Annotated in this window: 16 protein-coding genes and 2 pseudogenes; 5 read left to right on the top strand and 13 right to left on the bottom strand. The window is 62.0% G+C overall.

Annotated elements, in window-relative coordinates:
- Positions 1 to 138 precede the first annotated feature (138 nt).
- The 5 genes and pseudogenes from yidD to X744_RS164700 form a co-directional block, all read right to left on the bottom strand.
- Positions 139 to 513 carry a membrane protein insertion efficiency factor YidD gene (yidD, locus tag X744_RS164710; RefSeq protein WP_023757557.1) on the bottom strand — a complete coding sequence of 125 codons (375 nt, stop codon included), beginning with the start codon at positions 511 to 513 and terminating at the stop codon, positions 139 to 141.
- A gap of 99 nt (positions 514 to 612) precedes the next feature.
- Positions 613 to 726 (bottom strand): annotated as a pseudogene (locus X744_RS1000000171460) (integrase); the annotation flags it as partial.
- Between the two features lie 34 nt (positions 727 to 760).
- A pseudogene (locus X744_RS1000000174940) lies at positions 761 to 1115 on the bottom strand (ISAs1 family transposase); the annotation flags it as partial.
- Between the two features lie 220 nt (positions 1116 to 1335).
- A complete protein-coding gene (locus tag X744_RS164705; RefSeq protein ID WP_023757559.1) occupies positions 1336 to 2865 on the bottom strand; it encodes an EAL domain-containing protein in 1530 nt (509 codons plus the stop codon).
- Positions 2866 to 3420 (bottom strand): heme NO-binding domain-containing protein, encoded by a 555-nt coding sequence (locus tag X744_RS164700; protein ID WP_023757560.1) that lies wholly within the window; start codon positions 3418 to 3420, stop codon positions 2866 to 2868.
- A gap of 263 nt (positions 3421 to 3683) precedes the next feature.
- Here X744_RS164700 and X744_RS0135930 point away from each other — a divergent pair, with 263 nt between their 5' ends.
- Both X744_RS0135930 and X744_RS1000000174330 read left to right on the top strand, forming a co-directional pair.
- Entirely contained in the window at positions 3684 to 3986 is a 303-nt protein-coding gene (locus X744_RS0135930; RefSeq protein ID WP_023757561.1) for a hypothetical protein, read from the top strand.
- A 200-nt stretch (positions 3987 to 4186) separates the two neighbouring features.
- Positions 4187 to 4300 (top strand): hypothetical protein, encoded by a 114-nt coding sequence (locus X744_RS1000000174330; RefSeq protein WP_198032176.1) that lies wholly within the window; start codon positions 4187 to 4189, stop codon positions 4298 to 4300.
- A 458-nt stretch (positions 4301 to 4758) separates the two neighbouring features.
- Here the strand turns inward: X744_RS1000000174330 and X744_RS164695 are convergent, their stop codons facing one another.
- On the bottom strand, positions 4759 to 5253 hold the full coding sequence (locus tag X744_RS164695) for an iron-sulfur cluster assembly scaffold protein (protein ID WP_023757563.1): 495 nt from the start codon (positions 5251 to 5253) through the stop codon (positions 4759 to 4761).
- Between the two features lie 239 nt (positions 5254 to 5492).
- On the opposite strand from X744_RS164695, the gene folE reads away from it, so the two are divergent.
- The 3 genes from folE to X744_RS164680 all read left to right on the top strand — a co-directional run bounded on the left by folE (position 5493) and on the right by X744_RS164680 (position 7673).
- On the top strand, positions 5493 to 6152 hold the full coding sequence (folE, locus tag X744_RS164690) for a GTP cyclohydrolase I FolE (protein WP_023757564.1): 660 nt from the start codon (positions 5493 to 5495) through the stop codon (positions 6150 to 6152).
- Positions 6153 to 6161: 9 nt separating this feature from the next.
- Complete coding sequence (hisI, locus tag X744_RS164685; RefSeq protein WP_023757565.1) at positions 6162 to 6623, top strand: phosphoribosyl-AMP cyclohydrolase; 462 nt, start codon at positions 6162 to 6164, stop codon at positions 6621 to 6623.
- Positions 6624 to 6707: 84 nt separating this feature from the next.
- A complete protein-coding gene (locus X744_RS164680; RefSeq protein ID WP_023757566.1) occupies positions 6708 to 7673 on the top strand; it encodes a patatin family protein in 966 nt (321 codons plus the stop codon).
- A 6-nt stretch (positions 7674 to 7679) separates the two neighbouring features.
- Here the strand turns inward: X744_RS164680 and recJ are convergent, their stop codons facing one another.
- From recJ to X744_RS164660, 7 genes are all read right to left on the bottom strand, one after another.
- Complete coding sequence (gene recJ / locus X744_RS164675; protein ID WP_023757567.1) at positions 7680 to 9464, bottom strand: single-stranded-DNA-specific exonuclease RecJ; 1785 nt, start codon at positions 9462 to 9464, stop codon at positions 7680 to 7682.
- 189 nt (positions 9465 to 9653) lie between these two features.
- On the bottom strand, positions 9654 to 9878 hold the full coding sequence (locus tag X744_RS0135945) for a DUF6434 domain-containing protein (protein ID WP_031259625.1): 225 nt from the start codon (positions 9876 to 9878) through the stop codon (positions 9654 to 9656).
- A 128-nt stretch (positions 9879 to 10006) separates the two neighbouring features.
- A complete protein-coding gene (locus X744_RS0135950) occupies positions 10007 to 10186 on the bottom strand; it encodes a hypothetical protein (RefSeq protein ID WP_031259626.1) in 180 nt (59 codons plus the stop codon).
- 175 nt (positions 10187 to 10361) lie between these two features.
- Positions 10362 to 11345, bottom strand: a complete 984-nt coding sequence (glpX, locus tag X744_RS164670; RefSeq protein ID WP_023757569.1) for a class II fructose-bisphosphatase — start codon at positions 11343 to 11345, stop codon at positions 10362 to 10364.
- A gap of 206 nt (positions 11346 to 11551) precedes the next feature.
- Entirely contained in the window at positions 11552 to 11719 is a 168-nt protein-coding gene (locus X744_RS1000000171475; RefSeq protein ID WP_023757570.1) for a Thivi_2564 family membrane protein, read from the bottom strand.
- A gap of 70 nt (positions 11720 to 11789) precedes the next feature.
- A complete protein-coding gene (locus X744_RS164665; RefSeq protein WP_023757571.1) occupies positions 11790 to 12140 on the bottom strand; it encodes a hypothetical protein in 351 nt (116 codons plus the stop codon).
- Between the two features lie 104 nt (positions 12141 to 12244).
- Positions 12245 to 13558: a homoserine dehydrogenase gene (locus tag X744_RS164660; protein ID WP_023757572.1), complete on the bottom strand. Its 1314-nt coding sequence runs from the start codon at positions 13556 to 13558 to the stop codon at positions 12245 to 12247.
- Positions 13559 to 13586: the final 28 nt, after the last annotated feature.

Genomic DNA, 13586 nt, shown 5'->3' on the forward strand with positions numbered 1-13586 from the left:
CGCTCCAGAGGGGGTTCGCGAGCGGCTTAGCGAGGTCTCTTGTCTCGATTTTGTCTCAAATGCGCAGTCTCTGTGCAGCCTGACGTTAACCCTACCGGATCGTAAACTCGCAATACGGCCGAGATTTCGCTGGCGCCGTCACCCCTGCTCTTCGCCCGGCTTGCTGCCGATCCGCCAGTAGCGCCAGGGCGTGAACCAGACATAGCGCTTAGCCAGGGTTTCCGGCACGCGGTCGATGCCATGCGTGCCGAATGGGCCGCAACGCAGCACCCGAAAAAAGCCCATCCAGCCGCCGGCCCACAAGCCATGGCGGGCGATCGCCTCGTGCGCGTATTCGGAACAGGTCGGCAAATGCCGGCAGGAATTGCCGACAAAGCCGGACAGTGTCAGTTGGTAAATGCGCACGAGCGTCGTGCCTAGGACACGGCCGGGCGTCTTGCGCCACGGGCCGGGCCAGTTGCGCCCACGCCTTGGCGGTCCGGCGCTATGCGCATGTCCATGCTGGTCGCCCACTGCGGTCTCCGTATCGCGCTCCCACGCGATAGATGTGGGCTTCGTCAGGAGAACGCAATCCCACTCCTTGTGCGCCTCCCGCCGTCACGGACGGTGTGTGGCGCCATAAGCGACCGACAGCGCGGCCTGGTGCTTGAGGCAGGTGGTGGCGTTGAGCAGCCGGGCAACCTCGTCGCGGCTCAGGACCACCGGCAGCTTGCGCGGATGCGCCAGGGGTGGTTCGGCAGCAGCGGCAGAGCATCACGGGCAGTTCACCGGGAAAGCGACGCTGGCCCTTGCGCCAGCCGGCCTCGTGGCTGACGGTGACGATGCGCTCCTCGATGCGGCCATGGACCTTGTCGAGATCGACGGCGCTGTCGAGGCAATCGGCGGGAGCGTCGTCGAAATAGTGCTCGATCTCGGCTCTGAGTGTGGGTTGGTTGGCCTTGACGGCCAACAGATAGTCGCCCCCCTTGATCGCGGATGGCTTGGGCGATCGTGGCATTGGTGGCGATGGCGTCGATCGAGACCAGCGCGCCTTTCAAGCCCTCATTTGCTCCCAGCCGCTGCAAGAGCACGGGAATGGCCGTCGTTTCGCTGCTCTTGTCGGGGACCGCTTCCCTCCTGCGGTTCCAAACTGGGGTGCGAGGTGTAACGCCGCACTCGGTAACAGCGCGGGGGATATGAACCAGCTGGGAGGCCCTTCATCGTCGTTGGCACGGTCTGGCCGCGCGGACCCCACCCGATGAAGGCGTTGAAATATCTCGTCGTGGTGCTGTGGGACGCATTCGTGGTCGCGCCACTCCTGTGGGCGCCGCCTCAGGGACGCAAGAAAACGTCATCCTATCTTTGGGTGGCATGCATCGGATTCGCACCGGCCTCAAGATATTGCGTGATTTTCCTCAAGGACATCGGCCTGCCAAACAAATATCCCTGTTGGACGAAACAGCCGCAGCTGGTCAGCCGGAGCGCCTGGCTTTCGGTTTCAATGCCTTCTGCGATGATATGCAGGTCCAGGGCCTGTGCGAGTTGAACGATCGCTTTGACCACCGCTTCGGCCTGCCCGTCGGAGCTGATGTCCCTGGCAAACGAGCGATCGATCTTGATAACGTCCAACGGCAACCGCCTGATGTATGAAAGGCTTGAATAGCCCGCTCCGAAATCGTCGAGGGCAATTCGGATGCCGAGCGCGCGAAAGTGTGAAAGCCGCTCCTCAGCCTGTTCGAAATCAATGAGCAGCCGGCTTTCCGTGATTTCAAGCTGAAGCGCCGAGGGCGGAAAGCGATGACGAGCCAACGTCGCGGCGATCTGCTCGACCACCGAGGGCGAACGCAAGTGGCGCGTCGATAGATTGATCGACACATAGTTGAGACGACCTTCGCGGATGAGCGGATACATCTCCTGGCAGCAGCGGTCGATCATCGCCAGGCCGAGTTCGATGATCAACGAACTTTCCTCGGCCAGCGGGATGAACAGCCCGGGAAGAATGAGCCCGCGCTCGGCATGCTGCCATCGTGCAAGCGCCTCCACCCCGACGATCCTGTTGCTCTGGGTGGAGATAATCGGCTGATACCAGGGCTCGATCTCTCGCGCCGCCACGGCGCTGCGCAATTCTGCTTCCAATCCCTGGAGGTGCTCAAGCTCTGCCGCCATCGTTTCGTCAAATTCCGTCCATGTCGAGCGCCCCGCCGACTTGGAGCGGTACAGAGCTATATCGGCGAAGCGCTGCAGCGTTGGCGAATCCGTGGCATTGCCGGGGAAGCTTGCAAAACCGACCGAGCAACTGACGATCAACTGCAGGCGGCCACAAGCGATAGGCCTGCTCATGGCCTCCATGACCTTCGCCGCGATCTCGCGGGCACGTTCGCTGTGAATTGGCGTCACGCAGATAACACCGAACTCATCACCACCCAGCCGGCCTGCCACCTCCTGTTCCTTGCAAATTGCCCGCAACCGGTCGGCAACCGCCAGCAGCACCGCGTCTCCTACGGCATGGCCGTAATTGTCGTTGATTTCCTTGAACCGGTCGAGATCTACAAACAGAAGTTGTACACAGCCACCTTGAACATGGGCCGCATTGATGGCCGCGTCCAGATCGCGAGCGAAACTGCCCCGATTGGCGAGCGTGGTCAGAGGATCGCGCTCCGCAAGGAACAGGGCCTGCTGACGGGAGACCTCCAACTCGTGAGTGCGATCGAGGACGCGCATTTCGAGATCGTTGGCCAGCACAGTCAGGTGGCTGTTGGCGTTGTAGAGCTCAAGCGACTTCGCCTCGAGCAGCCATTCGGCCGCTTCACGTGCTCGCCGTTCGCGTTGGAGACGCCGTTCGAGACGCGCAACGCGATCCTCGGAATGGCTGGCTTCCGAGAGCATTTAAGCTATCGCACCTGTCTTCTGGATCGAAAAACGAACGAATTTCTCGCCGCCGTTTTCGTGGGAGCTTCGCTCTATTCGCACAGTCTCACCGTAGATCTGAGCCGCTCCAAGAATGAGGCCGGAGGCAAGCGCCTCGAAGGGACGGCTGCTGCGATAATCAAGGTTCATTGCCCCATGACCGACGCGCTCGGCCCGAAATTCCGGCAGCTCGGCATCGGGGTAGAGCTTACGCACCTCCACGTGGATATGCCTATCGATACTTTCGAGGAAATCAAAGAGGGTGGCTGCCGTCTTGAAGAAGTCGGGGAACGAAGCCTTGAAACGCCCGATCAAATGCTGGCCGAATAAACCCAGCAACTCGTCTGGCGGCGTGTGGCTTTGCGCGGCCAATGTGGTGACGAGAGATTGCATCTCCTTGTGGTCATAAGTTCCCACCGCGGTGTAGGCGCCACCGCTCGGCAGATCGGAAGCCTCTATGAGGTCATCCACCGCATCAGCCCCATAGGTCTGTTCCACGAAGCCCAGCAGTTCGGTGAATACCATACCCTTCATGTTGCCCTCACTCGCCTATTGGACCGGCCCCAGTTCTGAGCCTAAACCGCAGCATAGAATGTATAGTTAAGGGTATAATTAAGAATGAAAAAAATCGGTCACATAAGTTGCCTCTCCGTACGCCGTCGACGTTGCAGGCAATGCTGGCGGCCCACTCCCTCGACAAGGAGGCGCGCCCTAGAGGAGCGGCCAGAATACCGGCAAACTCCGCGACGGCGTGGATATTGGATCGCTGGCGCCGTCGACAGACGCGGATCCGTCGGTTGGCGCAGTCTGTTCGGCGGCGCCGGTGGCACATCCGCCTGGCCGGTAGCATCGCGGTGCTGCGCGCGCGTCATTTGGAAACCTTGAAACCGGGCCGCTACCGGTTTGGTATCCGGGCCAACGAACTCTCCTTGGCGGTAACGGGGACGACCGGCCGCGTGACTTTCTCCGAGGTCTCAGGCTCCGAGACCTTCCTCTATTTCGATGCGCCTTTCGGGTCGGCGGTGATCCAAGTCGAGGGTGTGCACAGCGTAACTCTCGGTGACGACATTGCAGTCGCGATCAACCCCGATCGCTTCTAATGCTTCGCCGCCGACAGCGACGGCGTCCTGATGGCCGCGCCGGAGCCGTCCATGGGAGGGCAATCCTGATGGCCCGTCTACCTCGATGGCCTCGACCACCGCTATGGCGCTGCCCCCTATGCACTTGAGAAGTCGGACATTCTGTTCGAGGACGGCAAGACTACGCGTTGCTCGGTCCGTCCTGCTGTGGCAAGGCCACGATGCTGAACATCATGTCGGGATTGCTGTTCCCGTCGGACGGACGTGTCGTGCTTGGCGACCGGGATGTCACGCGCGTCAGGACGGCTGACCGTAACATCGCGCAGGTGTTCTAGTTCCCGGTGATCTACCCATCGAAAACTGTGTTCGGAAACCTGGCCTTTCCACTTGAAACGCCACCTGGTTTGCTTGGCATGACGCCAAAAGAATATCGCTAAGTGAAGCCTGCCTTCCGACTTTCCGATAGTGGCGCCAAACTACGCCGCGACACGGATGCTAGCGGTCTCGGCCGCAAGGCTGGACCTGTTGAGAAGGCGCCCGCGAAGCGGAAGGCGAAGGCTTAACGCCCCTCCACATGACGGAGCGTCAAGACTCAGATACCGCTTGGCGAAGCGGGCGGCGATGATTCAACAGCCCGCAGTTGTCTTTTTCATCTGGATAAGGGCGGCGCCCTTCGCGTCGACTGTCGCCTGACCAGCCGCCGAGGACTGTGCGCTGCCGGTCTGCTGGCCGGGGGCACAATCTTTTACCGTATTCGGTTTCGATGTGCCGCCCGTTATGGTGGGGTCAAGCTTCATTCCGCCGGCCGCACCATAATTCGTTCCTCGTCGGTTATCGGCCCTGAGGCCGCTTCTTCGGCGCGCTTCCTCTCGATCTGGCCGATCGCATCGACCACGGCGTCGAAAGTCAGCATGGTCGAGGCATGCCGCGCCTTGTAGTCGCGCACCGGCTCCAGATATTTCAGATCCGCGAAGCGGCCGTCAGGCGGCGCGCCATTTTCCTTCAGCATCTTCAGCATGGCCTCACGCACCGCACGCAGTTCTTCAGCGTTCGCGCCGACGACATGCTGCGCCATGATCGAGGACGATGCCTGGCCGAGCGCGCAGGCCTTCACGTCATGTGCGAAATCCGTGACCACGCCGTCCTGCATCTTGAGGTCGACGGTGACGGTCGAGCCGCACAGCTTGGAATGCGCCTTGGCGGTCGCGTCGGGATGTTCCAAGCGACCGATGCGGGCGATGTTTCCGGCAAAACCGAGAATTTTCGCATTATAGACGTCGTTTATCATTATTTTCCAATCCGTCGCCGCCAAGCGAACAGCGATTGCCGCTGCCGTGTCTTCCTTTCGCTCGTCATGACCTTATATAATGCTGGCAGTCCGGTATCGACAAGACAACGAAAGTCAGTGTCCTAGCCGGAAAGTTCACGCCACTTGCGGGGCTGGAAACGGGGCGAGTTTCCGACACCGAAAGGTCGTGGTCCGTTCAACTCGTTCCTCCGCCGAGAGGGACTACGGGAGACGCCTTTATGGATGCCGTTATTAAAAAACTCATGCCCCAGTCGGCCTATATGGAGAAGCCGGTTACCGACCGGCCGAGCGAAGCCGAAGTCGAGGCCGCCGTGCGCACCCTTTTGCGTTGGACCGGCGACAATCCGGACCGCGAAGGGCTGGTCGACACGCCAAAGCGCGTGGCCAAGGCCTTTCGCGAAATGTTCGGCGGATACGATATGTGCCCGGCCGACGAGCTCGGCCGCACCTTCGAGGAGGTCGCCGGCTACGACGACCTGGTCATCGTCAAGGACATTACATTCCACTCGCACTGCGAACACCACATGGTGCCGATCATCGGCAAAGCGCATGTCGGCTATCTGCCCGACGGCAAGGTCGTCGGCCTGTCCAAGATCGCGCGCGTGGTCGATATCTTTGCCCATCGCCTGCAGACGCAGGAGGCCCTGACGGCGCAGATCGCCGGCGTCATCCAGGACGTACTCAATCCGCGCGGCGTCGCCGTGATGATCGAGGCCGAGCACATGTGCATGGCCATGCGCGGCATCCGCAAGCAGGGTTCAACCACGCTGACCTCGACCTTCACCGGTGTCTTCAAGGATACACCCGAAGAGCAGGTTCGTTTCGTCACCATGGTGCGTGGCGGCGGATCTGATAGCCCCACCGACTTCGCTAGATAAGGACCGGCGATGTCGGCACTGGAATTTCCAAAAGCTCCGTCGGACAAGAAGGCGTTGGAGGAAGGCGCGGTGTTTTCACCGCGCTTCGATGCAGCCGGCCTGGTCACCGTCGTCGTCACCGATGCCGCAGACGGCATGCTGTTGATGGTGGCTCACATGAATGCGCAGGCGCTGGCACTGACGCTGGAGAGCGGCATCGCTCACTACTGGTCGCGCTCGCGCAATGTGCTGTGGAAAAAGGGCGAAACATCAGGCAATTTCCAGCAGGTTGTCGACGTGCTCACGGATTGTGACCAGGACGCCATATGGTTGCGCGTCAAAGTGTTGGGCCACGACGCAACTTGTCACACCGGCCGGCGTTCATGCTTTTATCGGACGGTGAGGCTTGTCGATGGCAAGGGGACGCTTGCCGACGACGGCAACAAGCCGCTGTTCGATGCGGAAAACACATATCGGAAACCACCAGTTTGAACCTTCTGCCTGACACCAGCGACACAAATTCATGATTTCGATACGGCCCGCCTGTATATTAGCCCCGGGACAAGGGAGATCTTGATGCTCGAGTGGGCGTCATTGCGTAACAGACCAGATGTCAGGGAGGCCAACGGCCTGTCCTCCTCCGGCGGCGCATCGGAAACAGCAAGTCAAACCGGCATTTCGCTCGCCTTGGGCGGCGGTTGCGCCCGCGGCTGGGCGCATATCGGGGTGCTGCGTGCGCTTGACGAAGCCGGCATCGAAGTCTCGATGATCGCCGGCACCTCGATTGGCGCGCTGGTCGGCGGTTGCTATCTCGCCGGCAAACTGGACGAACTCGAAGAATTCGCCCGCAGCCTGACCAAGCGACGTATCTTCGGCCTGCTCGATCTCAACCTGCGCGGCAGCGGCCTTTTCGGTGGCATGAAGCTCGACGCCCGGCTGCGCGAGCACATGGCCGGCATTCGTTTCGAGGACCTCGCCAGGCCATTCGTCGCCGTCACATCCGAAATCCGCACGGGGCATGAAATCTGGCTTTCAAGTGGCTCGCTGATCACCGCCATGCGCGCCTCGTATGCGCTGCCCGGCGTGTTCGAGCCCGTGAATTGCAACGGCCGCGTGCTCGTCGATGGCGCGCTGGTCAACCCGGTTCCTGTTTCGGTCTGCCGCGCCTATGAGCAGCCGCTCGTCGTGGCGGTCAACCTTCACTACGATCTGTTCGGCCGCGCCGCCGTCATCAAGCATAGTGCCGGCGAATTGGTCGTCGAAAAGGACGCGCCAAAGCCCGGCCAGGTCGACACCGAGCGCCAGTCGCACCAGACGCGGCTCGGCATCACCGGCGTCATGGTCGAGGCTTTCAACATCATCCAGGACCGGATTTCGCGCGCCAGGCTTGCCGGCGATCCGCCAGACATGTCGCTGCAGCCGAAGCTCAGCCATATCGGCCTGACCGAATTCCACCGCGCCGACGAGGCGATCAGCCTCGGCTATCAGGCGACGATGGCGCAGATCGGCGAACTGACCCGGCTGCAAACGGTTCTCGCCTGATCGACGTCATGCCCGCGCCGCATCGGTGATGCGAAACTGTACGGTGCGGTTGCCGTTCCAGTGATTGCCCGACAACGAACCGGCGACGTGGATTGTCTTGCCGCGGTTCTTGAACAGGAATTCGCCTAGTGCGGTATCGACGGCGCGAAAGGCGATCGCCTGGATGCGGCCGCCGCTTTCCGACTGTAGCTCGACGCGAATGTGGTTGGTGCCGACCGGCCGCGCATCGGCCAGTCGGTGACGCGGCAGCACGAAAACGGGTGCCACATGCCCGGCACCGAAGGGTCCGGCCTTTTCCAGTGCGTCAAGAAGGCTGAGCGTCGCGCCTTCGGCGGCAAGCGCACCGTCGATCGCCAGGCTTTCCTCGCTCTGCAGGCGGAACACGTCGGCGGCCGCCCGCTCTTCGAAAAACGCCCTGAGTTCGCCGAGCTTCGCCCGCTCCACGGTGATACCCGCCGCCATGCCGTGGCCGCCGCCCTTGACGATCAGCCCGGCATCGGCCGCCTCGCGTACCAGCCGGCCGAGGTCGAAGCCCGACACCGAGCGGCCCGAACCGGTGCCGGTGCCATTGGCATTGAAGGCAATGGCGAAGGCGGGCCGCCGCGCATGATCCTTCAGCCGTGAAGCAAGCAGACCGACAATGCCAGGATGCCAGGTGTTGCTGGCGGTGACGACGATGGCAGGGCCATTGCCGCCGGCAAGCTCGGCATCGGCCTCGACACGTGCCGCCGCGAGCATCTCCTGCTCCATCAGCTGCCGTTCCTGGTTGAGCCGGTCGAGCGTCTCGGCAATACTGCGCGCCTCGACCGGGTCGTCGGTCGCAAGCAGGCGGCTGCCGAGCGCGGCATCGCCGATGCGTCCGCCGGCATTGATGCGCGGGCCGATCAGGTAGGCCAGATGGAAGGTGCTGACCGGCTCGCCGATACGCGAGACCCGTGCGAGCGCCGCCAGCCCTTCGTTCTTTTGCTGGCGCGCCATCTGCAGCCCCTTGACCACGAAGGCGCGGTTGACGCCGGTCAGCGGCACCACGTCGCAGACGGTGGCAAGGGCGACGAGATCGAGCAGCGAAAGCAGGTCGGGCGGCGTGGCATCGGCCATCCGGCCACGCAGGATCCTGGCCGTCTGCACAAGGGCGAGGAAGACCACGCCGGCGGCACAGAGATGACCCTGCCCGGAAAGGTCGTCGTCCCGGTTGGGATTGACGACGGCAATTGCCGCCGGCAAGGCACCACCGACCTGGTGATGGTCGAGCACCACGACATCGGCGCCAGCCTCGTTGGCGGCGTCGATGGAAACGGCGCTGTTGGTGCCGCAATCGACGGTGACGATCAGTGTCGCGCCACGCGAGACCAATTCACGCATGGCGTCTGGATTGGGACCATAGCCCTCGAAAATGCGATCCGGAATGTAGATTTCCGAAGGCACCGAGAAATGCGCAAGGAACCGCTTCAGCAGGGCCGACGAAGCGGCGCCGTCGACATCATAGTCGCCGAAGATCGCCACCTTTTCCCTGGCCATCACTGCGGCGGCGATGCGGGCCGCCGCCCTGTCCATGTCGGTCAGCGATGCTGGATCCGGCAGAAGATCGCGGATCGTCGGGTCGAGAAACCGCTCGGTCTGCTCGGCGGTGACGCTGCGCCCGGCAAGCACCCGTGCGACGATGTCGGGCACGCCATGGCCTTGCGCGATGGCGAGCGCGGTCATGTCCTGGCGCTCGGTCAGCCGGTGTTCCCAGGAAACCCCGGATACCGACTGCCTGACATCGAGGAAGAGGCGTTTTTCGCCGGTCATACTGTTTGCCGACTCATGGTTGGCCGCAGGATAGTACATGTCGCCCAAAAGTATGCAGCGGTTTTGGGACAACGACATGCATAAACAACAACCTAATGCGCGTCGCGTGAACGCGACGCGCATTAGGCCAAAGACAGGCAAGGCCAAGTGGTGCGCGGAGATGCGCCGTCCCGGGAGATTTCAAGAAAACTACGCTTTCCGCTTTTCAGCCTGGCGCCCGCAGCCATTCGTCGGCGCATCGCCCATCGTCTTTTCCGCACCGTCCTTGAGCCAAGCCATGAAAGGCCGGTCGAACCTGAACGCATCGCCGCATTCCCGGATGAGAAAGCGGCGCACGTTCTGGGTACTGCGATAGGACTTCGTGATGGCGGTGGCGCGCGAAATCGGATCCGCGTGCCAGTCGAACGGGTTCATCGTCAAATCCTTGCAGCCGGCATCGGATGCCGCCACAGGGCTAACAAGTGCGATGCCGGTCCGCAAGCGCCCAGGTCAACAACCTTGATTAAAGCCGATTAGAGCCCCGTATGACATTACGGTTTTCGTTACGGCTGGGAGTGCTCTCCGTCATGCAACGCCGCTTTCACTGCGAGTGCGGCTTCTAGGAAGCGGTCAAACTCGTCCGGCTTCATAGAATAGGTTTCACCGTCGCCTCCCAGATGACGACCTGCCAACAACACCTTTCGTTCCCCCTCGCCATCTTGGAAAACCTTGAAAGCTAGCATGAAAGTTCGTCCCTTCACGTCAACGCGTTTGATAAGCGTTGACGCCCAGGCTTTGCGGAAACGCCGAAGGATTGATTGGAATGGCACGACAAATCCCCATGCAGCAAACGACACTACGCATCGCCGCACAGTTATGGCAGATCGGGTTTGTCAACTACAACAGCCGGATGAAGTCTTAGAACTTATCCAGGTCCTGATGGCGGGCCTTGATCTCGCGCACCGTCCGCGACGACGAGCGCAGCACGATCGTGTGGGTGGTGATATAGTTGTGGCCGAACTTGACGCCTGCCAGCATGTTGCCGTCGGTGACGCCGGTGGCCGCGAAAAGCACGTCGCCGCGCGCCATGTCTTCGGCCCGATAGACCCGCTTTGGATTGGAAATGCCCATCTTCGCGGCGCGAGCGACCTTTTCCGGCGTGTCGAGGATCAGCCGGCCCTGCATCTGGCCACCGGTGCAACGCAGCGCGGCCGCGGCCAGCACGCCCTCGGGTGCGCCGCCAGTGCCGAGATAGATGTCGATGCCGGTTTCCTCGGGATCGGTGGTGTGGATGACGCCGGCGACATCGCCGTCGCCGATCAGACGGATCGCTGCGCCCGTGGCGCGCACGTCATCGATCAGCTTGGCATGACGCGGCCGGTCGAGGATACAGGCAGTGATGTCCGACACGGCGACGCCCTTGGCCCGGGCGATATTGGCGATGTTTTCGGCCGGCGAGGCATCGATGTCGATGATCCCGTCGGCATAGCCTGGACCGATAGCGATCTTTTCCATGTAGACGTCGGGCGCGAACAGCAGGCTACCCTTCTCAGCGATTGCGATAACGGCGAGCGCATTGGCCAGGTTCTTGGCGCAGATCGTCGTGCCTTCCAGCGGATCGAGCGCGATATCGACGGCCGGACCTTTCCCGGTGCCGACCTCCTCGCCGATATAGAGCATCGGCGCCTCATCCCGTTCGCCCTCGCCGATCACCACCGTGCCCTTGATGGCAAGCCGGTTGAGCTCCTGGCGCATGGCATCCACGGCGACCTGGTCAGCCGCCATTTCGTCGCCGCGCCCGCGTAGCTTGGCGGCGGCGACTGCTGCCCGTTCGGTGACGCGCACCAGCTCCATGGTGAGTATCCGGTCGAGACCGGCGACGATGTTCTGGGCCACATTCATCTGGTGATTTCCTCGTTGGCAATACAGCCTCCCGCCGGAGGTGGGCCTTTTTTGTCAAACGAGCATGACAACGGCAAGACCTGCCAATAGTTTTGTCCGAAAAGATAGCAATATCAATCGATTAAACTGCAATCTGAAACGACATCCGCCCGCTCGCTGCGGACCGCACCGGCCTTCAAAAGGTGAAAAATCGCGCCATTCTCTGCCTAGAACACCGCGAGATATTTGAGCAGCGAAATGATGCCGATGATGATGACGATGATCCGGACGATCTGCCGCGTCCTGCCATCCAATGGCAAGCGCTGGACAAGATAGAGAACCAGGATGATCACCAGAAAGGTGATCAGGATGCCGATCAAGGCAGATGAAGCCATGGTACCCTCCTCCAAAAGACGTGCTGAAACAGGGAAATAGGCCGGAAAAGCCGGCCTTGTCGCGCTGCGGTCAGTACCAGCGGCGCGACGTATCGTTCATCGACTGACCAATGGCGAACCCTGCCATAAAGCCGAGCAGACCGATCACGCCGACCACGGCCGTCGTCGTACCGGGATTTTCGCGCGCGACTTCCGAGACCGCATGGGCGTGTGTGCGCAGCTGCTGCGCGGTTCGCGACCTGCGGGTCGTGTCGTAGAACTCGGACGCCTGCTCGCTGGCGTCATTGAGCATTTCCGCGCCCCGTGCCGAAATGCTCTTGTTGATCTTGGTGATCTCCTTGCGCAGTTCGGCGATCTGCTTTTCCAGCGTCTTCTGGATGTCGTCAATATCAGGGGTGCCGGATTTGTTGGTGTCGGCCATGAGGCGGTTCCTTTGATTGCTGATCAAAAGAACGGCGCCGGTACGAATTCGTTCCGGTCGGCCGCGGCTGCTAGCCCCGTCAGACGCGGCTATCGGGCGGGAAACTAGCCTGCCCGTTCGATGCGGATGACCTGTGGTTTGTCGGTCAGATGGCCGTCCTTGGTGATGCCATCGACGGCCTTGCGCACGGCGGCCTCTGTCGTCTCATGGGTGACGAGGATCACCGTCTTTTGCGCCGCCGCTTCGCCGTTGACCGCGTGCTGGACGATCGATTCCAGCGAAATGTCGTTGTCGGCCATGCGCTTGGCTATTGCCGCGAACACGCCGATGCGATCATGCACGGTCAGCCGGATGAAGTAGCCGCCGGCATGGCTGCGCATCTGCGCCTTCTTGTAGGGCTTCAGTTCCTTCGCCGGCCGACCAAACACGGGGCCATGCTGGAAGCCGGGCCGACTCTTGGCGATGTCGGCGATGTCGCCGATGACGGCCGATGCGGTGGCATTGCCGCCGGCGCCGGGACCGGACAGCAGCAGCTCTCCAAGAATGTCGGTCTCGATCGCCACCGCGTTGGTGACGCCATGCACCTGCGCGATGACCGAGGCCGTCGGCACCATGGTCGGGTGCACGCGCTGCTCGATGCCGCTGTCAGTGCGCTGGGCGACGCCAAGCAGCTTGATCCGGTAGCCAAGATCGCCCGCCGCGCGGATGTCGGCCTGGGAGATGTTGGAAATGCCTTCCATGTAGATGTCGTTGGCGGCGATCCTTGTGCCAAAGGCAAGGCTGGTCAGGATCGACAACTTGTGCGCCGTGTCATGGCCCTCGATGTCGAAGGTCGGATCGGCCTCGGCATAGCCCAGCCGCTGTGCGTCCTTCAGGCAGGCGTCGAACGAGATGCCCTCGGCCTCCATGCGGGTCAGGATATAGTTGCAGGTGCCGTTGAGAATGCCGAAGACGCGGGTAACCGAATTGCCGGCCATCGCCTCGCGCATTGTCTTGATGACGGGGATGCCACCCGCCACTGCCGCCTCGTAGTTGAGCAGCACGCCGCGCTTCTCGGCGATCTCGGCCAGCGCCACGCCATGCTTGGCGAGCAACGCCTTGTTGGCGGTGACGACATGGCGGCCGGCTTCGAGTGCCGCCTTCACCGACAGGCGCGCCGGCCCCTCGTCGCCGCCGATCAGTTCGACGAACACGTCGATTTCGGCCATCTGGGCCATCTCGACCGGATCGTCGAACCAAGTTGCGGCACTGAGATCGACGCCGCGATCACGCTTCTGGTCGCGCGCCGAGACCGCGGTGACGATGATATCGCGCCCGCACTGCCGGGTCAGTTCCGCCGCCTTGTCGCGCAGCACGCGCGCCACCGACGCGCCGACGGTGCCGAGACCGGCTATTCCAACACGCAATGCTTCAGCCATGTCCGGCGACGTCCCTCAAGTCAGATCG

This window comes from Mesorhizobium sp. LNHC252B00 (assembly GCF_000502955.1).
Classification (GTDB): domain Bacteria; phylum Pseudomonadota; class Alphaproteobacteria; order Rhizobiales; family Rhizobiaceae; genus Mesorhizobium.

What these genes read in the sequence shown, in the direction of transcription:
- X744_RS164705 (WP_023757559.1), bottom strand. Translation starts at nt 2,865, where the DNA reads ATGCTCTCGGAAGCCAGCCATTCCGAGGATCGCGTTGCGCGTCTCGAA.
- X744_RS164700 (WP_023757560.1), bottom strand. Translation starts at nt 3,420, where the DNA reads ATGAAGGGTATGGTATTCACCGAACTGCTGGGCTTCGTGGAACAGACC.
- X744_RS1000000174330 (WP_198032176.1), top strand. Translation starts at nt 4,187, where the DNA reads ATGCTGAACATCATGTCGGGATTGCTGTTCCCGTCGGACGGACGTGTC.
- X744_RS164695 (WP_023757563.1), bottom strand. Translation starts at nt 5,253, where the DNA reads ATGATAAACGACGTCTATAATGCGAAAATTCTCGGTTTTGCCGGAAAC.
- folE (WP_023757564.1), top strand. Translation starts at nt 5,493, where the DNA reads ATGGATGCCGTTATTAAAAAACTCATGCCCCAGTCGGCCTATATGGAG.
- hisI (WP_023757565.1), top strand. Translation starts at nt 6,162, where the DNA reads ATGTCGGCACTGGAATTTCCAAAAGCTCCGTCGGACAAGAAGGCGTTG.
- X744_RS164680 (WP_023757566.1), top strand. Translation starts at nt 6,708, where the DNA reads ATGCTCGAGTGGGCGTCATTGCGTAACAGACCAGATGTCAGGGAGGCC.
- recJ (WP_023757567.1), bottom strand. Translation starts at nt 9,464, where the DNA reads ATGACCGGCGAAAAACGCCTCTTCCTCGATGTCAGGCAGTCGGTATCC.
- X744_RS0135945 (WP_031259625.1), bottom strand. Translation starts at nt 9,878, where the DNA reads ATGAACCCGTTCGACTGGCACGCGGATCCGATTTCGCGCGCCACCGCC.
- X744_RS0135950 (WP_031259626.1), bottom strand. Translation starts at nt 10,186, where the DNA reads ATGCTAGCTTTCAAGGTTTTCCAAGATGGCGAGGGGGAACGAAAGGTG.
- glpX (WP_023757569.1), bottom strand. Translation starts at nt 11,345, where the DNA reads ATGAATGTGGCCCAGAACATCGTCGCCGGTCTCGACCGGATACTCACC.
- X744_RS1000000171475 (WP_023757570.1), bottom strand. Translation starts at nt 11,719, where the DNA reads ATGGCTTCATCTGCCTTGATCGGCATCCTGATCACCTTTCTGGTGATC.
- X744_RS164665 (WP_023757571.1), bottom strand. Translation starts at nt 12,140, where the DNA reads ATGGCCGACACCAACAAATCCGGCACCCCTGATATTGACGACATCCAG.
- X744_RS164660 (WP_023757572.1), bottom strand. Translation starts at nt 13,558, where the DNA reads ATGGCTGAAGCATTGCGTGTTGGAATAGCCGGTCTCGGCACCGTCGGC.